The sequence below is a fragment of the Pseudomonas sp. p1(2021b) genome (genome assembly GCF_020151015.1).
In the GTDB taxonomy this organism is placed as follows: Bacteria; Pseudomonadota; Gammaproteobacteria; order Pseudomonadales; family Pseudomonadaceae; genus Aquipseudomonas; species Aquipseudomonas putida_K.
In genome coordinates, this window is the sequence record NZ_CP083746.1 from 1,910,004 (window position 1) to 1,926,589 (window position 16,586).

Here is a 16,586-nt window from a genome sequence, read left to right on the forward strand (position 1 = left end):
GCAGCCCCGTTTTGATCACCCCTGCCAGATCCCTTTTCCCACCAACCGCTCCCGATCATGGGGCGGGTTGAAGTCCTGCAGCGGCCCCTTGGGCACGATCCCGTTCGGGTTGATGGTCTTGTGGCTCATGTAGTAGTGCTTCTGGATATGCTCCATGTTCACCGTGCCTGCCACGCCCGGCCACTGGTACAGCTCGCGCAGCCAGTTGGACAGGTTGGGGGAGTCGGCCAGGCGACGCAGGTTGCATTTGAAGTGGCCGTGGTATACCGCATCGAAGCGCACCAAGGTGGTGAACAGGCGTACATCGGCCTCGGTCAGGTACTCGCCAGCCAGGTAACGCTGGCGGCCCAGCAGGGCCTCCAGGTGGTCCAGTTCGGCGAATACCTCGTCGAAGGCCGCCTCGTAGGCATCCTGGGTGGTGGCGAAGCCTGCGCGGTATACGCCGTTGTTCACGGCCGGGTAGATGCGCTCGTTCAGCGCATCGATGGTCGCCCGCAGCGGCTCGGGGTAGAGGTCCAGGCGGTTGCCGGTCAGTTCGTCGAAGGCGCTGTTGAAGATGCGGATGATCTCGGCCGACTCGTTGTTGACGATGCGCTGTTCCTGCTTGTCCCACAGTACCGGCACGGTCACGCGCCCAGTGTAGTGCGGGTCGTCCTGGGTGTAGCGCTGGTGCAGGTACTGCAGGGCGTCCAGGTGGTCTCCGGTCGAGCCCGTCTGCTGGTCGAAGGTCCAGCCATGTTCGCCCATCAACCAGCTCACCACCGAGACCTCGATCAGCGGCTCGAGGCCTTTGAGGGCGCGGAAGATCAGGGTGCGGTGGGCCCAAGGGCAGGCCAGCGAGACGTACAGGTGGTAGCGTCCGGCTTCGGCAGCAGGCAACGGATTGCGGCGTTGGGCGTTCTCGCGTCGAAACGCGCCGTCCTTGCTGTTCTGGTACCACTGGTCATGCCAGCGGCCGTCGATCAAAAGGCCCATGGTGAGCTCCTCGGAACAAAGTCGTTTGTCATTGGAGCTCAGTCTAGGCAAAAGCGTTCGAATAAATAGCGCAAAGACCGCGCCATTCAGATCGATTTATTCGATGTGTTTGCGGTTCGCCCAATAGCTGCGCGCCGTCTCGAACGCCGCTTCCCGGGGTTGACCAAGGCCGCGCAGGGCCAGGGACAGGGTGGCGACCACGGCCAGTTCGCCATAGCTGTCCTCGGCTTCGCCACGCCACACCGCGAGCAGGTGCTCCGGTTGCAGGCTGGCCGGCTTGACGTGGCGTTGGGCGCTCAATGCCGGCCACTCTTCGTCCCAGGCTACGCCGGCAGTGGTGCCGTAGAGGTGGCTGATGGCATCGGGATTGACCTCGATCTCGCCGCCGTCACCCTTGATCACCACGGCAGGGTCGCCCAGCAGGCGGCTGGCTTCGCGGTGTACGGCCTGATAGCCGGGGTGGAAGATGCTCTGCAGGCCGCAGCGGGCCCCCAAGGGGTTGAGCACGCGGGCCAGGGAATGGATGGGTGAGCGCAGGCCGAGGGTGTTGCGCAGGTCGATCATCCGCTGCAGCTGGGGCGCCCAGTCCTGCAGGGGCGCGAAGGCCAGGCCGTGGGTGCCCAGGGCCTTGTCCACCGACGGCCAGTCGCGGCACAGGGGGATATCCAGCAGGCCCAGCAGTTGCTCGGTGTACAGGCGCCCGGCGGTATGCGCGCCACCGCCATGCATGAGGATACGCGTGCCGTTGGCGGCCAGGCATTTGGCCGCCAGCAGGTACCACGGCAGGTGGCGCTTCTTGCCGGCGTAGGTGGGCCAGTCCAGGTCCACGGCGATGCTGGGTGCCTGCAGGTGCGCACGCAGGGCTTCGGTGAAGCCGGCCAGCTCCTCGGCGCTTTCCTCCTTGTGCCGCAGCAGCATCAGGAAGGCGCCCAGCTGGGTGTCCTCGACCTTGCCTTCGAGCAACAAGGTCATGGCCGCGCGGGCCTCTTCGCGGGTCAGGCCGCGGGCGCCGCGCTTGCCTTTGCCGAGAATACGCACGAATTCGGCGAAGGGGTGTTCGGCCGGGGTTTGCAGGGTGAGTGGGCGCAGCTCCGAGGGGCGTTGGGTCATATGCAATTGGTCGGCTTGGGCAGGCCCGCGAGCTTCGCGGCAAGTTTGGCGGGAGTGCCGTTGAACAGGCGGTTCAGGTGCGGGCTGTTGCCCTTTTCCGGGCCCAGCTTGAGTGCGGTGTACTTGATCAGTGGGCGCGTCGCCGGCGAGAGCTGGTATTCGGCGTAGAACTGGCGCAGCAGTTCAAGGACTTCCCAGTGGTCGCCGGTCAGCGGGATACCTTCGCGCTCGGCCAGGGCTTCGGCGACGGGGTGGGACCAGTCTTGCAGGTCGACCAGGAAGCCGTCCTTGTCCAGGGCGATCTGCCGATCACCGACAGTCAGAATGCTCATAGCCAGCTGTTGACCTTGTCGTGATGCAGGGAAAGCTCGACGAACGCGGGATAGTCCACCGTCTGGGCCAGCGGGCTGTCGATGGCGCGGGCCTGCAGGTCTTCGGCAAGGGCGAACAGGCGACCCTGCACGCCGGCGGACTGCAGTTTGCGCAGCGGCTCGCTGCCTGGGCGTAGGGCATAGACCGCATCGCCGCACAGCAGCAGGGCGTCATCGACACCCAGCAGGCGCAGGCAGCTGTCCAGGCGGTTGTCGCCGAAGGGCGAGTGGCTGATTACATGCAGGGTCGTCATCAGAGTGTCACCACCTGGTCGAAACGGGCAATCAGGGCGGCCAGGGCTGCATCGTCCAGCACCTGTACCGGCAACTCCAGGGCGTCACCGGCCAGGCCGCGTTCGGCCAGGCTGTGGCCACAGGCGAACAGCTCATCGACGCCGAACATCGGCAGCGCCTGGAGGTTGGCGGCCAGGTTCTTCTGCTGCAGCGCTGCAGGCTGCTGCCCTGGGGCGAGCTGGAACACACCGTCATCGAGGAACAGCATGCCCAGCGGAAGATCGAAGGCACCGCCGGCCAGGGCGATGTCCAGTGCCTCGCGGGCGGACGGGCCGTTCCAGGGCGCCTGGCGGCTGATGATCAACAAGGATTTGGCCATCTCAGTCGCCTCCGAAGCAGACCAGACGGTCTGCGGTTTGCGCGGCTTCATGCAACTGTCCAAGGCCCGACAGCTCCCAAGGCTTGGGCAGGTTCACCGCCGGGCGCTGGTAGCGGTTGGCTTCGGCTTCGTCGAGTACGCCCCGGCGCAGGGCTGCGGCGATGCACACCACGGCATCGAGCTGGTGTGCCTCGATGAAGGTACGCCACTGGGCGGCGATGTCCTGTTCGTCCTGGGGCGCGACCACGTTGGCCGAGGCGCTGTGTACCCCATCCTGATAGAAAAACAGCCGGGCAATCTCATGCCCGCCTGCCAGCGCGGCCTCGGCAAAGCGCAGAGCACGGCGCGAAGAGGGCGCATGGGCTGGTGAAAACACCGCGATAGCGAATTTCATGGACAACTCGTGCAAAGTAATGCGGCCATGATAAAGCAAAAAGCCCGCGCAGGCAGGCGCGGGCTTTGTCGACTGGCCAGGTGCCTGTCAGGCGTTTTCCTTGCTCTCCGGCAGGAACCAGTTCAGCACCAGGGCACAGATGCCACCGGTGGCTACCCCTGACTCCAGCACATTGCGCAGGGCCGACGGCATGTGCGCCAGGAACTCTGGCACCTGGGCCACACCCAGGCCCAAGGCCAGGGACACGGAGATGATCAGCAGCGCCCGGCGGTCCAGGCGAGTGCTGGCCAGGATGTTGATCCCCGAGGCCGCCACCGCCCCGAACATCACCATGGCCGCGCCACCGAGCACCGGTTCCGGCACTGCCTGGATCACCCCGGCGACGCTTGGGAACAGGCCCAGCAGCACCAGCATGATGGCGATCCATACGCCGATATGGCGGCTGGCGATGCCGGTGAGCTGGATGACGCCATTGTTCTGGGCAAAGATCGAGCTGGGGAAGGTGTTGAACACACCGGCCAGCAGCGAGTTGGCGCCGTTGACCAGCACGCCACCCTTGATGCGTTGCATCCACAACGGGCCTTCGACCGGCTGGCGCGAGACCTTGCTGGTGGCGGTGACGTCACCGATGGCTTCCAGGGCGGTCACCAGGTAGATCACCAGCATCGGGATGAACAGCGCCCAGGAGAAGCTCAGGCCGAAATGCAGGGGCATCGGTACCTGGAACAGCGCCGCCTCGTGCATGCCAGTGAAGTCCAGGCGGCCGAGGTAGCCTGCCAGGGCATAGCCCACGGCCAGGGCGATGACGATGGCGCAGCTGCGCATCCACACCACCGGAATGCGGTTAAGCACCACGATGATCGCCAGCACCACGCCCGACAACAGCAGGTTCTCGCCGTTGGCGAAGGTGCCATTGCCCATGGCGGTGAAGCCACCGCCCATGCTGATCAGGCCGACCTTGATCAGGGTCAGGCCAATCATCAGCACCACGATACCGGTCACCAGCGGCGTGATCAGGCGTTTGACGAAGGGCAGGATACGCGACACGCCCATCTCCACGAAGGAGCCAGCGATCACCACGCCGAAGATCGCTGCCATCACGCCTTCCACCGGCGTGCCTTGCTTGACCATCAGCGCGCCGCCTGCGATCAGGGGCCCGACGAAGTTGAAGCTGGTGCCCTGCACGATCAGCAACCCGGCACCGAACGGCCCGAAGCGCTTGCACTGGACGAAGGTGGCGATACCGGAAATCACCAGCGACATGGACACGATCAGGTTGGTATCGCGCGGCGACACGCCCAGCGCCTGGCAGATCAGCAGGCCTGGGGTGACGATCGGGACGATGATCGCCAGCAGATGCTGAAGCGCAGCCAGCAGGCCGATCAACGGCCGTGGCTTGTCCTCGAGGCCGAGGACCAGTTCATTGACAGGCGCCGCCGCGCCCGGCCCGTGTTCGATGGAACTCATGGGAAAGCTGCCCCGGTAGAAAAAAGGAGCGCATTCTACGGGGCGAGGCGGGTTTGGGGTAGGGGGAGAGCGGGCTTGTCCCGCGATAGGGTGCGCATCACCCACAAAAAAGCCCGCCGAAGCGGGCTCTTGTGGCATCGAGGCCGATCAGTCGTCGCGGCCCATGAGGCCGAACAGCTGCAGCAGGCTGACGAACAGGTTGTAGATCGATACATACAGGCTGATGGTCGCCATGATGTAGTTGCGCTCGCCGCCGTGGATGATCGCGCTGGTCTGGAACAGGATGCACACCGACGAGAACAGCACGAAGCCCGCGCTGATCGCCAATTGCAGGCCGCTGATCTGGAAGAAGAAGCTGGCCACCACGGCGCCCAGCAGGACGAAGAAGCCTGCGGTGATGAAGCCGCTGAGGAAGCTCATGTCCTTGCGGGTGATCAGCACGTAGGCCGACAGGCCACCGAACACCAGGGCGGTCATGGCGAAGGCCGAGCTGACCACTTCGGCGCCACCGCTCATGCCCAGGTAACGGTTGAGGATAGGGCCGAGGATGAAGCCCATGAAGCCGGTGAGGGCGAAGGTGGACACCAGGCCCCAGACCGAATCACGCAGCTTGGCGGTGAGGAAGAACAGCCCGTAGAAACCGATCAGCACCACGAACACGTTCGGGTAGCCGACGCGCATCTGCTGGGCCACGAAGGCCATGACGCCACTGAAGGCGAGGGTAAGCGCCAGCAGGCTGTAGGTGTTGCGCAGGACACGGCTGACCTCCTGCTGCTCGGCCTGCTGGCCGTGTTGTACGGCATAATCCTGTTCGCGCATGGCGACACTCCTTGATGAAACCTGTGGGGTTGAAACGTATGGTTGCACTGAGGATATCAGAGCTGCCGCAACCCGCGACACAGAGAGTTTGACAGCTTGTTTCATTACGGTATGATTGCCGCCGCAAAGCAAGCTGGAAGCGTGGCCGAGTGGTTTAAGGCAACGGTCTTGAAAACCGTCGATGGGCAACTATCCTAGAGTTCGAATCTCTACGCTTCCGCCACATTCAAAGCCCTGATTATTCAGGGCTTTTTGCGTTTTTGGGGTGACAAAAAACTACCCATGGGAACACCCTTGGGAATGGTTTATTTCGGAAGCGCTTCCGATACTTTCTTACTTGGTCGGTTTCGCCAAGGCTCCAACTCGGCGATAAACCCGCTCGGTAATGTCGCCCTTGGTATGGCCCAGCAGCAGGCTGGCGTGGTCGACATCGGTGATCTCTGAAGCAGCTTTGGGGCGGATGTCGCGGAACTGGAACTGGCTGATTCGGCCGGCCAGCACCTGGTCGCCGGCGGCGACTGCTTCCTTCACCGCTTCCTCTCTGGCATCGTCCCAGCGATGGCGCAGCATTGGCGCTGTCACCCGCTTGCCGCTGTCGGTCAGCAGCAGGTATGGCGACCCATGCGGAGCGTTGCGCTCCAGAATCTTCCTGATCAGGGCGCCCAGGCTGCTCTCTACCCCATCCACTTCCAGCATGATCCGCAGCTTCTTGTGGGTCTTCTTCTGCTTAACGCCAAGGGCCTTGCCCTCGATGTCGTCCTTCCTCATCACCAGCACGTCCGCCGGACGCTGGCCTGTCAGATACGCCAAGTCCATGGCGTCCTTCAGTTCAACCACCGCCTTCGCGTAGACAGCGTTCCAGATTGCGTCGTTGGCGTAGAAGTCTCGCGGCACCTCTTTGTTCTTGCGCACGCCCTGGCATGGGTTCTCGTTGGTGGTAAGCCCCCACTCCCGGGCGATGTTGAAGATGTGCGACAGGGTGGCGATCTCGCGGTTCGCCCTGACCGGCGCTGTCCTGGCATCTCGGTATTTCGCCACATGTGCAGGCGTAATGCCGTCGATTGGCGCCTTTTCGAAGTAGTTGCGCAGCTGGCGAATCTCGGCCAGGTTGTCCTTCTGGGTGCGCGGTGCCTTCTTCGGGATGATGTCGCGCTCGTACCGATCGAAGATTGCACCCATGGTGACCAGGTCCTTCGGTTTTTCCTTCGCCTCCAGCTCGGCCCACTTCAGTCTCGCCAGGCTCAGGTCGGTGCCTAGCGGGATTTCCTTCCCTTCCTTGTCGCGGTAGTAGTAGCTGATCCACGTCTTTCCCGGGTTCTTCTTGCTCTTGCTGGTGCGCTTGCGTCGGTACATGCCGGGCGGCAGGTCCCTGTTCTCGGTCTTCCTTGGGCGCATTTCACCTTACCTTCGAGATGTCTGGTGTCCACGCGGGGATAGTTGGAGGGGGCGGCGCCAATGGCACCACCTCGAGGGTTACGCCAAGCTTCATGCGGGCGTACTGGCGGCCCACCAGAGGGCGTCCGCCACGGCTCTCGACAAAGTGCCAGCCGCGTTCATTGAGCCAGCGGCGCTGCCAGCCCCTGGCCTTGTAACCGGTCAGGTCGGCCAGCTCTTCATCCGAAAGGATCTCGGTTTCCATGGGATGGTCTCCACGCCGCCGGTGGCGGCAGGTTGGTGGTTAGTCGCAGCTGCTGGAGCTGGATCCGCTGTCGCTGGAACTGCTGCTCTCGCTCGACGAGTAGCTGCTGTAGTCCCGGTTGGAGCAGGTACTGCTCGAGCGTGTCGGCTCGTAGCTGTCCGCCAGGTGGATGGGATGCATGGGGCTGATCGGGCTCATCGGGTTGAGTGGGTCAAGCATCGGGTCTTGCCGCCCGGCTGCCGGGCTGTAGCCGCGGGAATAACCGGTAGGGCCGATGACTGGGCGCTGCACTGGCTTCTTCTTGCGCTTGAACAGGCCAGCTAAGAAATTGAGCATGAGTCTCTCCATACCCGCGCATGTTGGCGGGCTTGAGTTGTAGGGGGCAGGTTGTTTGAATGCTTCGCAGCTGTGTCGATCGTCACCGGGAAGCTTTGAAGCGTATGCTCAGCGATGAGTAGAATGCAGGATGTTAATTTGGAGTGCTTTTCATGGAATGGCCAAGCTGCGTGCAAAACAGCGGGAAAGTAGTCAAAGCGCTAGGATTCTGGCCTGGGTTTCATGATGCTGAAGTTATATCGGTGTCGGCGTCCAGAAGCGGGGTTGGGAATCCGACTTCCTCGTCGGCTCGATTGTGCGTTAACGTCCGCTATTACAAGGAGATTGGCCAAGGGACAGCAGACTATGAAGTAGTTTGTTTCCAAAACCTCCTGATTGAGTTTTTGTTCGACGATTTGCGCTTCTTTTCTGTTGAAGACTTCAACCACCAGAATGTCATTGACGCTATAGAATTTTTGCGGGTGGATGACCAATTGATTGAAGTAAACATAAGATCCATCTTTGGCTTTGGCGGAGTGATCAGGTGTGCGCGGGTTGAGGTAGGGGAGGTTACGACCCTGATTTGAATGTTTCCTAGCCCTTAGCCAGCGCCTCAGCCTTCAGTGATGAGTACGCCACGCCATCCAGCGCGCTGTCCTCGTGGAACTTGTCTGGGTTCTGCCATTGGCGCACGTCCTTCAGCACCTGGAGCAGGAGCCATCCTTCGGCCTCGCTGAGGTCTCGGCCGGTGATGGTGTTGAATGCCTGGACGGTGCGGCCCATGCTGCGCTCGCCGCCCGGCGCGTCGTACTGCTTGCCGCGCTCGGCCTGCACGTCGATGGCGGCCTGCAGGAAGTCGTGGATTTCTTCACAGCTCATACCTCTCATCAATCCAGCGCCCAGGCGCCAGTGCGGGTGTAGGTTCTGGTTGGGTTTCGTGCGGGGAGAGCTGGCGCTCGTTTCCGGCTTGCAACTGGCTGTCGGGGATGCAGCTGATGCCGCCGCGCACGCCTTGTTCGTAGAGCCAGCAGGTCGCGCCGCGTTCGTCGTCATGGAACACCCGGACTCCATGCGGCAAAGGGTCAGCGCTGGCGCCGGTGGAAAGCAGCAGGAGGCAGATGGCGAGGCGAGTCATGGCTGCACCGCCGGGCTGTCTTTGTCGAGTCGGCAGCCGTTGGTACAGCCACCGCAGGCGCCGCATTCCTTGGATTCCTGCTGAGCGCCAGGCGCCGGAAACTCAATCAACGTCGTGCTTCCTTCCTCCGGGTATTCATCGGTCGCGATGTGCAGCCCGTGGACTTTGTTCCCGTCGTCGTCCAGCACGTAGCCGACCCACAGCCGGCCATCGGTGTACTGCCCGAACTGGCCACCTTCTTCCTGGTCGGTGTCGCCGCAGTGGAAATTGATGGCACCGATCACTTCTTTGCTGAGCAGCATGCTTCTCGGCACCAGGGCGTAGCCTTGAGTGGCACCGACTTGCTGCTCCAGCTGCTGGCGCAGTCTTCGGATCTCTTCAATCATGGCAAGCACCACGGCAGGTCGGGCAGCGCGGTAGTGAGCTTCTGCGTGGACGTGCGGCTCGCCGATCCCGTAGAACTGCACGCCCAATGCAACGCCGTCGTAGTTCAGGTAGCCGGCCGTCAGCTCGACGGAGCCTTCGCCGCCGCAACCAGGGCATTCCATCCAGCCTTCTTCGGCCCCGGCGACCTGGGCGCTGACAAAGTCTTGCGGCGTTGCAGCCTTGGCCGCTGCCTCGATTGCATCGAGATCCAACTCAATTTTTTTGGACACAGGAATTCCTTGGCCGCCATATCGCGGCAGTGAATAGAGGGGAGAGGGGTTACAGCGGGTGAGTGGTCGTGGTATCAGTGCAAAGCAGCCAATGCAAAACAAGTATTGAACTAGTAGCCAGAGGGGGCGCGAGTTGGATCAACGAGAAAAGGAGCTTGCTGCCGTCGCGGAGGCGCTTGGTAAGCCTGCTGGGTTTGATATATCTGATCCAGCCGTAAAGGTGCGCAAAAGCCTCATGGCGGCGTCAGTCGCACTGCTGTGTTTGGTGATAGCCAAGATTGAACCAAGTGACACCTTCACTATTTTTGGAGTGGCGTTCAAAGGTGTTACTGCCGATAAGATAGTGATAGGCGCGATGATTGTTCTAACGTATTCGCTGGCGCACTTTCTCTTTTATGTCGTGGAGCTTTTAGGTGAATATCGGGTGCGTATGACTGGCGCCAGGGTTGCGTTTCAAACTGGTGCACGGGCCGGCAGCGCGCATGTCGATTATCCGGACGATCCGAAGCAGTCTAGCTTAGCAAATTGGTGGAAGTCTTACGCACGCAGACTTCACTCTGTAGGCGAGCTGACAGACAGACTTAGCAGCGACTTAGACGAGATTAAACATAGACTAGGTAGCCCAGATGAAATCAAGGGTTCGCCGGACGATATCGCCACATCTCAATTAATGGGGCAGGTAAATGCTAATTTAATGAATCTTCGCAATGAAATTCAGACTAGCAGGGAAGTTGTCTTGAGCCCAAGAATTGAAGTTTCTTTAGAGCGCTTCGAGTCTTGGTACAAAGGTTTGATGAGTTTACAAGGTTTCAGGGTGTTGGTAGTCGAGGTAGCATTGCCCATTCTGCTTGGTCTAATTTCGCTGACAGTTGCAACTCGATACCTTCTGGCCCTCTGAGGAATTTCAAGCGGCCTCGATGAGGGCCTCGATAACTCGTTGGCCGGCCAGCGGTGGAACCGCATTGCCTGCCATATGCATGGTCAGCCTGTGGTTCTCCGGGCGCAGGGTGTCAGCAGGGAACGACATCGCGGCCAAGGCCTCGTCGGCGCTGAGCATCCGCATGCGGTCACCATCAACCAGCGCCCAGCGGTCCAGGGTGGTGATGGTGCCGATCGGCCGGTTGATGTCACGGCCTGTGGTGCCGGAGCCCTTGCCGTAGTAGGGCATGATGAACCGGTCGCCGAAGCGCTGGCGGCCGTTGCTCACCCGGTTAAGCGTGGCCTGGGCACGGCCTGGCTTCTCGATGGGCGACCATCGCCCGCAGTCGAAGTCGAGGAAGCTGACCGCCGGCACATGCCGCTCCTGAGGTAACTGCAGCATCAGCGGCGCCTTGCTGCGGGTCAGCACCATGAACAGACGCACTCTGTGCTGCGGCACGCCGAGGTCGGCGCAGTCCACGATGTGCGGTGCTGCCTGATACCCCAGCGCTTGGATCGCTTGCAGCCAGGCCGGGTAGAGCACCCAGTCGGTGAACTCCGGCACGTTCTCGATCACCGCCGCTTGAGGCCTGTGGAACTCAAGGGCCGATACAGGCGCCCAGGCCGTCGAGCGCGAGGTGTCATGCTCGGGGTTGCCCGACTTCTTGCCGCGAGCCTTGGCGTGCCCCTGGCAGCAGGGCGAAGCCAGCAGGATGTCGTGCGCCGGCACCTGCTCCCAGCGCGCCTGGTGCAAATCCTGGCAGACGTGCAGGGTATTGGGGTGATTAGCCGCATGCCATTTCACGGCTTCTGGCCAGTGGTTTGCCGCCCAGAGAACTTGGACGCCTGCGGCGCGCGCGCCGGCGCTCCATCCGCCGAGGCCGGCGAACAGGTCGATTGCTGTGGTCATGGGGATGCCTAGCCTTTTGGCCTATGGAAGTTTTCGCATGCGAAAGTTTTCGGTTGGAGGCCTCCCCGCGGTGCGGCCGCGAGGAGGTGGAAGAAGTTACCCGCTGCAGCTGCCGATCAGGCCGGCAACAGTGAACAGGACCGCGATAATCAAATAGTTAAATGGCATGGTTATCTCCAAAAATTGATGTGTGTGAGTCGGGAATGCCTTCTCAATATCAATAGTGGGTACCAACTGCCCCAAAAATGGATTTCCGTGTCAGGCGCGGGCGATGATGTCGGCCTCGGCCAGTTCGCAGAAGAAGGAGCAAGCCGGCAGCTTCTCGTTGCGGCGCACTGGGCCGTCGCCCAGCTCGCGTAGCGAAAAGCGCACGTTGGTTATGCGGTTGCGGAACAGGTAGGAGCCTTCGCCTAGGTCATCCTGAATGGCGCATAGCGCCTCGAACTGCTCTGGGAAGTCCTGCCGGATAGCCCGAAAGTAGCCTTCGCCACCCTTTATACAGCCGATGCAGTTGGCGTTGTCGTAGCCCATCCGGTACATCAGTGGGAGATCGATGCCGGCGCGTAGCAGGATGGCCTTGCAGTCGTCCTTGCCCAGGCCGCGATCAATTAGCGGGGCGATCACTGGGCGGTCTGGATTCCGCTCCCGAAAATCATCCAGGCGATCTGCCTCCTCGGCGGTGTAACCGAACACCATCACGTCGCCAGGCTGCTTCCATGTGTCCAGCAGGCGACGCTTGAGGATTTTTGTGCAGGGCGCGCCGGTACGGCCTTTCATGTAGCGCTCGCGACGGAAGACCTCATGAGCGTCGGCGCCGTACTTCTCGTCACGCAGGACTATTATTGGCTGGCCGAACCAGGCTTCGCAGTCTTGGGCGAATCGGCGGTTGTCCTCATGCTCGTTGGCCAGGAAGGCGTTGATGATCTGCACGTCGTGCGTGCTGCCGTACTCGGCCAGGGCAAGCTTGGTGGCCACCGCTGAAGCGGCGCCGCAACTGAACTGGCAGACGATGCGTGGATTTCCAGCAAAGGGGATGTCTTTTGCCTTAACTATGGACATAATTTAATTTTCTTAAGGGACTTAGAAATGGCTGAAGATAAACCCCTTGCACACCGGCCGGAGCTACAGGGGCTACAGCATTTAGAGCGTGCTGGGCTGAATGTTAATACTGCTGACGAGGCTATAAATTTTGCCGCGGATGAATTAAAGGCATGGACTAGAATTTACGAGCTGTGTTTAGAGCTAAGAAACTTCGAAATAACACAGCTTGTACAGCGAAATAATTTTTTTATGATATTTCAAGGGGTGCTATTTGCTGGCGTGTGCCAGTCCGGCGGACAAATTCCAATAGTTAGCTTTGTGGTGTGTGCGGTAGGTTTAGTGGTTTCTCTACTGCAGGCGGGAATGGCTTGTGGAGCGAAATATTGGCAAGCTCATTGGGAGGTAAACACTAGGCACGCTGAGCTTGAATTGGTCAACATGCTTAAGGCGCACGGAAAGCTGAGCAATAAAATAGCTGAGTCTGAGTTAAGTGTTGATCCGGTTGTTCAATCAAGATTGAAGAGGCGAGAGTGGCTAATTCATCTTTTCAAGGAAGAATATAATAAGGATGAGATCAGAAGAAGTCTTGGAACTCATCGGTTTAAGAGGAAGCTGATAAATAAAATGATAATGCGTCAGTATTCCGCAAGCAGGATACCAATATATGTAGGTTTGTTTTTGGCGTTTTTTTGGTTTGTGTTGCTCGTGTGTACATTGCGCTTTGATGCTTTAGATTTCAAAGTTCTTGATGTTATTGTAGGTTTTCAAGCCAAAAAGCCTGTCTAGCACCCGAAGTGGCTTGCGTCGCTTGATTGCGTAGGAAGGTCTAGGCGCGTGCGGGCAGTGCCGGAGGGTCAGGGGCAGTTGTTCGCGCCGCAGTTCTGGCAGTTGTGCAGGAATCGGCCGTCCCAGCTGATGAAGCGACCGCAGCCGCAGCAATTGAGCATCGGTTGGCGGCGCTTGGCGACCTTGGGCGGCCTGGGCATCTTTACCCCGGCCACGCGCAGGGCCAGCTTATGGTCGACGTTCTGGCGATGCACCAGGCGCCGGCGGATCTCCTCGATGTAGGCTGCCGGCCAGAATACTCGCGTGCCTTGGCCGGCATGATTGGCATACGTGAATTGGGCGTTTTCCAGATCCATGCAGATCGCTTGCTGCAGGTTCTCGGTGACCTTGCCACGTTGTTCGCTTACCCAGTAGACATCGTTCCCGTTCCAGTCGCCTGGCACGTGCACGTAGACGCGGGCGCCGGGCTGTAGCCCAGCTATACGCCTGTCATCTTCCATCAGCTGACAGTCGACGCCGTAGTGCGCCATGGCGTCGATGTACTCCTTCGGCGAGGGGATATCGGTGTCACGGTGGCGACATGCCTCTTCGAAGGTGAACAGCTCGGCTTGGTCCAGGTTAGTCACGTAGCCGCGGCCTTCCTTGGCCCAGAACATCATTCCGTCGCCGACATGACTGCGGCTGTCCTGTAGGTAGAACTGGCTCATGGCTCTCTCCATGCATGCGCCGCCCTCCGTGGCTGGATGCGGCATGGTGGCAATTTGGTTTGGGATGGGGTATTACGAGAGGCTCTAGGAAGCCAACTGCTGAGGAAAAAGGAATGCGGGAATCCACCGTATCGGAAGACGCTCTAACCGCTCACGGCATTGAGATCTGTACGAGACACGGCAAAGCATATGAGCTTGCTGAAATGCTGAACTTCTGCGTTGCGATAGCCAAAAAAGGGCTTCAATCGCGCGTCATTCGACTGTTTTATGATTCCAACAGTTGCTGCTGTACCTTTGAGCTATGCCCAAGCGTCGAGCAGCACGACGAAGTTGGCCGCGAAATCCTCGCGACAGCACTTGCTACGATTGGCCAATTCGATTGGTTCGGTTACATAGAGCACGGGGCGCCTCTGGAAGCCGACTTGGAGGAATGACTTCGTCGCCTGGGTCTTGCTGAATCATCAGCATGCTCTTCCTATCGAAGGCCAGGGCCAGGCTTGGCGAGATTCTGATCTCGTGCCGCGGTGGAGTGAGAAACTTCGCCGCGTGCAGCCTACCTAGGGCGTAGATGCCGTGGATCAGAGCCTCGATCATCTGGCTGCAGGTGGCGTCTGCCCAGCCGCAGATCGCCCGCAGGTGCTGCCCGGTTCGCTTCCTGGCTGACAACCGCAGCGGCTCAGTCCGCGCCACAGATCGGTGAGCTTCGATTTCGTGGCGCGCGATCCTGAACAGCGCGTGATGCCCCAGCGCTTCAACGTGATGAATCATCAGCGTCATCGCCTCGCCCTGTTCCTCGATCCCGGCCCACTCCATCAGTTCCAGCAGGGCCTGCTTAGTCCCTGGTCGAACCTTCAAGCGCAGGTCTTCTTCCTGCAGGCGCTCGGCCTTGGCGCGGCGTTTCTCGTCACGCTGCTTCTGCGTCAGAGCCATCATCGCCTCCATTGCGCACAAAGCTGGTGCCCGGCCCGATATTGAGCAAGTCGCACACCCGGTTGATGATCTTGAGCGCGGCGTCGAACACCTTGGCCTCGTCCGGCTCACGGGCCAGGCGCTTCATGTTCGGCTGGTGCTCCAGGCAGACCTTGTCGACCAGGCGCCTGGCAAGCCTACGCAGGTGGTCGGCGCTGTCGTGCATGCGCAGGCTCAGCGCAAAGGCCAGGGCCACGTCATCAGGCCGGTACTGGCCGCCGCTGCGGGTGATGTACAGCTTCTTGACCGGTCGATTCATCCAGGCCGGAAGAGTGACGACTCCAGAGGGTGCTTTCTGCATTTCTGTGCTCCGTGAGGCCGCTGGGTGGGAGGTGGAACTGTTCTTGCCGCCGGCGCTGGCGAACCTGGAACTTCAGATTGGTCCGTCGCATCGTCTCCCCTGGGCTTTGGGGTAATCGACCCCGAACAAGTGAATGACTCGGCAGAATTTCCGGTCCGAAATGCCAAGTTTCTTCTTGGCTTCGTGCCGGTTCAGGCCGGCATCGCGAAGTTCGGCGATCTGTGCGGCGAGTTCTTTGTCGGCAGCAGGATCGGCGTAGACCCTGTTCTTTTCGCCACGGCCGCGGCGCGGATCGGGCTGGAATGCGAAGCCGCCATCCTGCGCAGCTCGATACAGCGTCATCTTGGAAAGTCCTGTATGTGCAGCGGCTTGGGCATAGGTCATTGTCTTGGCCAGTTCACGAAGCTCCGCAAGCTGTTTCTCGCGCTTCACAGCCTTCATGTTTACTGGCTTCGGCGGAGCCGCCCTGATCACTACGTTGTCGCGGTGCGGTCGGTGCGGCACATATTGATAGCCGTCGAGCTCGATGGCGATTCCTCCAGATGCGAAGAAGGCAGCCTTCGCTGCCTCCAGGTCGATTGATTGGTTCATGCTCACCTCACTTGATGCGGATCGAACTCTCGCCGCGCTCCAAATGCGCCCAGCTTGGCTCAGGTATCAGTTCGTGCTCGCAGTCCTCGCCGGCAGCCATGCGCTTGCGGACGGCCTCGTTATGCTCTCGGTCGGCCTTGAGTTTGGCGGCGATGGCGTTCTTGTCCGGTGCGATCTTGGTCACCACTGACGTCAGTTCATCCGGTACCGCCTGCTCGTTGTCGACGATCACTTTTTCCTTGCCCATGACCAAGGGTCGCAAGATCGATTCCATTGGCCGACTCGTGGCAATCGTGCCAACCCCGGCGCCGAAGCGCTTCACTCAGCAGGCTGTGCTGGTCTGGGCGGTTCCGCAGCAAACGAAGGGCATTCAGCGCAAGGTGTCTCAAGTAAAAGCGCCTGAGCCGCGCGAGAACGAACGGGAAGGGCAATGGGACTGGCGCAACAAGGCTGCTGCCACCGCCGTTGAGCGCGCCAACAAGCATGCCCGTGCCATCGCCGAGGCGAAGCCGGGGGAGATGATCGTCCTGGCTGAGTCTAACTACGACATGACCAACTGGGACTCCCAAGGCCTGACCGAGCGCACTTACCAGCGCTGGAACCGGGCAATCAAGGCATCTCTGGAGTCGCTGGTGAATGAGGCGCTGGTCGAGGCGCAGCACATGCTCGAAGCGATTGGCGTGCTATTCGACGAGGCGGCATGAAAAGGGCCTAAAAAGGGCTTGCAATATCATGTCGCCATGTCGTAAATTTGTCCCATCCTGTCATTCCTGCGCGTGTTGAGGAGTGACACACAAACCCGGCCCTTGAGTCGGGTTTTTTGTGTCCGCTCGTCGATGCCGAGGCACTCTGCGCTAGCTCTCCATTCC

The 16,586-nt window shown here is 60.5% G+C and carries 24 protein-coding genes, 1 tRNA gene and 1 pseudogene; 5 read left to right on the forward strand and 21 right to left on the reverse strand.

The features are described 5' to 3' along the window. Nucleotides 1-15: 15 nt before the first annotated feature. The 8 genes from K8374_RS08725 to K8374_RS08760 all read right to left on the reverse strand — a co-directional run bounded on the left by K8374_RS08725 (nt 16) and on the right by K8374_RS08760 (nt 5,749). Nucleotides 16-975: a glutathione S-transferase family protein gene (locus K8374_RS08725; protein ID WP_224458687.1), complete on the reverse strand. Its 960-nt coding sequence runs from the start codon at nt 973-975 to the stop codon at nt 16-18. A gap of 96 nt (nt 976-1,071) precedes the next feature. Then, a complete protein-coding gene (locus tag K8374_RS08730; RefSeq protein WP_224458688.1) occupies nt 1,072-2,085 on the reverse strand; it encodes a glycosyl transferase family protein in 1,014 nt (337 codons plus the stop codon). Continuing rightward, nucleotides 2,082-2,417 (reverse strand): TusE/DsrC/DsvC family sulfur relay protein, encoded by a 336-nt coding sequence (locus K8374_RS08735; protein ID WP_084855696.1) that lies wholly within the window; start codon nt 2,415-2,417, stop codon nt 2,082-2,084. The genes K8374_RS08730 and K8374_RS08735 overlap by 4 nt, the downstream gene beginning before the upstream one ends. Beyond that, the gene (gene tusB, locus K8374_RS08740; RefSeq protein WP_224458689.1) at nt 2,414-2,710 is read right to left on the reverse strand and encodes a sulfurtransferase complex subunit TusB; all 297 of its coding nucleotides are present in this window, start codon (nt 2,708-2,710) and stop codon (nt 2,414-2,416) included. Before tusB ends, K8374_RS08735 begins: the two co-directional genes overlap by 4 nt. Further along, on the reverse strand, nt 2,710-3,069 hold the full coding sequence (tusC, locus tag K8374_RS08745) for a sulfurtransferase complex subunit TusC (protein WP_224458690.1): 360 nt from the start codon (nt 3,067-3,069) through the stop codon (nt 2,710-2,712). Before tusC ends, tusB begins: the two co-directional genes overlap by 1 nt. Before the next feature lies 1 nt (nt 3,070). Next, complete coding sequence (gene tusD / locus K8374_RS08750; protein ID WP_224458691.1) at nt 3,071-3,463, reverse strand: sulfurtransferase complex subunit TusD; 393 nt, start codon at nt 3,461-3,463, stop codon at nt 3,071-3,073. A gap of 87 nt (nt 3,464-3,550) precedes the next feature. Then, a complete protein-coding gene (locus tag K8374_RS08755; RefSeq protein ID WP_084855692.1) occupies nt 3,551-4,930 on the reverse strand; it encodes a nucleobase:cation symporter-2 family protein in 1,380 nt (459 codons plus the stop codon). 147 nt (nt 4,931-5,077) lie between these two features. Next, complete coding sequence (locus tag K8374_RS08760) at nt 5,078-5,749, reverse strand: Bax inhibitor-1/YccA family protein (protein WP_084855691.1); 672 nt, start codon at nt 5,747-5,749, stop codon at nt 5,078-5,080. Between the two features lie 135 nt (nt 5,750-5,884). Between K8374_RS08760 and K8374_RS08765 the strand changes: the two genes are divergently transcribed. Next, nucleotides 5,885-5,972: transfer RNA gene (locus K8374_RS08765), tRNA-Ser, on the forward strand. 110 nt (nt 5,973-6,082) lie between these two features. On the opposite strand, the gene K8374_RS08770 is transcribed toward K8374_RS08765, so the two are convergent. The 3 genes from K8374_RS08770 to K8374_RS08780 are packed head-to-tail and all read right to left on the reverse strand — an operon-like array spanning nt 6,083 to nt 7,724. Further along, a complete protein-coding gene (locus K8374_RS08770; RefSeq protein WP_224458692.1) occupies nt 6,083-7,144 on the reverse strand; it encodes a tyrosine-type recombinase/integrase in 1,062 nt (353 codons plus the stop codon). Between the two features lies 1 nt (nt 7,145). Continuing rightward, nucleotides 7,146-7,388, reverse strand: a complete 243-nt coding sequence (locus K8374_RS08775) for a DUF4224 domain-containing protein (RefSeq protein WP_070572529.1) — start codon at nt 7,386-7,388, stop codon at nt 7,146-7,148. A gap of 39 nt (nt 7,389-7,427) precedes the next feature. Further along, the gene (locus tag K8374_RS08780) at nt 7,428-7,724 is read right to left on the reverse strand and encodes a hypothetical protein (RefSeq protein WP_224458693.1); all 297 of its coding nucleotides are present in this window, start codon (nt 7,722-7,724) and stop codon (nt 7,428-7,430) included. 152 nt (nt 7,725-7,876) lie between these two features. Here K8374_RS08780 and K8374_RS08785 point away from each other — a divergent pair, with 152 nt between their 5' ends. Continuing rightward, nucleotides 7,877-8,290, forward strand: coding sequence for an Imm50 family immunity protein (locus tag K8374_RS08785; protein WP_224458694.1), 414 nt, complete (start codon nt 7,877-7,879; stop codon nt 8,288-8,290). Nucleotides 8,291-8,297: 7 nt separating this feature from the next. On the opposite strand, the gene K8374_RS08790 is transcribed toward K8374_RS08785, so the two are convergent. The 3 genes from K8374_RS08790 to K8374_RS08800 are packed head-to-tail and all read right to left on the reverse strand — an operon-like array spanning nt 8,298 to nt 9,494. Continuing rightward, nucleotides 8,298-8,582, reverse strand: coding sequence for a hypothetical protein (locus K8374_RS08790; protein ID WP_224458695.1), 285 nt, complete (start codon nt 8,580-8,582; stop codon nt 8,298-8,300). Continuing rightward, the gene (locus K8374_RS08795) at nt 8,572-8,838 is read right to left on the reverse strand and encodes a hypothetical protein (RefSeq protein WP_224458696.1); all 267 of its coding nucleotides are present in this window, start codon (nt 8,836-8,838) and stop codon (nt 8,572-8,574) included. The genes K8374_RS08790 and K8374_RS08795 overlap by 11 nt, the downstream gene beginning before the upstream one ends. Next, complete coding sequence (locus K8374_RS08800) at nt 8,835-9,494, reverse strand: hypothetical protein (protein WP_224458697.1); 660 nt, start codon at nt 9,492-9,494, stop codon at nt 8,835-8,837. The genes K8374_RS08795 and K8374_RS08800 overlap by 4 nt, the downstream gene beginning before the upstream one ends. Before the next feature lie 133 nt (nt 9,495-9,627). Here K8374_RS08800 and K8374_RS08805 point away from each other — a divergent pair, with 133 nt between their 5' ends. After that, on the forward strand, nt 9,628-10,392 hold the full coding sequence (locus K8374_RS08805) for a hypothetical protein (protein WP_224458698.1): 765 nt from the start codon (nt 9,628-9,630) through the stop codon (nt 10,390-10,392). A gap of 6 nt (nt 10,393-10,398) precedes the next feature. Here K8374_RS08805 and K8374_RS08810 read toward each other — a convergent pair whose 3' ends face one another. Further along, nucleotides 10,399-11,322: a DNA cytosine methyltransferase gene (locus K8374_RS08810; RefSeq protein ID WP_224458699.1), complete on the reverse strand. Its 924-nt coding sequence runs from the start codon at nt 11,320-11,322 to the stop codon at nt 10,399-10,401. A gap of 258 nt (nt 11,323-11,580) precedes the next feature. Next, nucleotides 11,581-12,381 carry a hypothetical protein gene (locus K8374_RS08815; protein WP_224458700.1) on the reverse strand — a complete coding sequence of 267 codons (801 nt, stop codon included), beginning with the start codon at nt 12,379-12,381 and terminating at the stop codon, nt 11,581-11,583. 27 nt (nt 12,382-12,408) lie between these two features. Here K8374_RS08815 and K8374_RS08820 point away from each other — a divergent pair, with 27 nt between their 5' ends. Further along, entirely contained in the window at nt 12,409-13,149 is a 741-nt protein-coding gene (locus tag K8374_RS08820; RefSeq protein WP_224458701.1) for a hypothetical protein, read from the forward strand. A gap of 68 nt (nt 13,150-13,217) precedes the next feature. On the opposite strand, the gene K8374_RS08825 is transcribed toward K8374_RS08820, so the two are convergent. The 5 genes and pseudogenes from K8374_RS08825 to K8374_RS08845 all read right to left on the reverse strand — a co-directional run. Next, nucleotides 13,218-13,856, reverse strand: coding sequence for a hypothetical protein (locus K8374_RS08825; protein WP_224458702.1), 639 nt, complete (start codon nt 13,854-13,856; stop codon nt 13,218-13,220). A 360-nt stretch (nt 13,857-14,216) separates the two neighbouring features. Next, entirely contained in the window at nt 14,217-14,786 is a 570-nt protein-coding gene (locus tag K8374_RS08830; RefSeq protein ID WP_224458703.1) for a hypothetical protein, read from the reverse strand. After that, nucleotides 14,761-15,126 (reverse strand): hypothetical protein, encoded by a 366-nt coding sequence (locus tag K8374_RS08835; protein ID WP_224458704.1) that lies wholly within the window; start codon nt 15,124-15,126, stop codon nt 14,761-14,763. Before K8374_RS08835 ends, K8374_RS08830 begins: the two co-directional genes overlap by 26 nt. A 72-nt stretch (nt 15,127-15,198) precedes the next feature. Continuing rightward, on the reverse strand, nt 15,199-15,717 hold the full coding sequence (locus K8374_RS08840) for a hypothetical protein (protein WP_224458705.1): 519 nt from the start codon (nt 15,715-15,717) through the stop codon (nt 15,199-15,201). Between the two features lie 7 nt (nt 15,718-15,724). Continuing rightward, nucleotides 15,725-15,991 (reverse strand): annotated as a pseudogene (locus tag K8374_RS08845) (siphovirus Gp157 family protein); the annotation flags it as partial. Between the two features lie 10 nt (nt 15,992-16,001). Here K8374_RS08845 and K8374_RS08850 point away from each other — a divergent pair. Further along, complete coding sequence (locus K8374_RS08850) at nt 16,002-16,421, forward strand: hypothetical protein (protein WP_224458707.1); 420 nt, start codon at nt 16,002-16,004, stop codon at nt 16,419-16,421. Nucleotides 16,422-16,586: the final 165 nt, after the last annotated feature.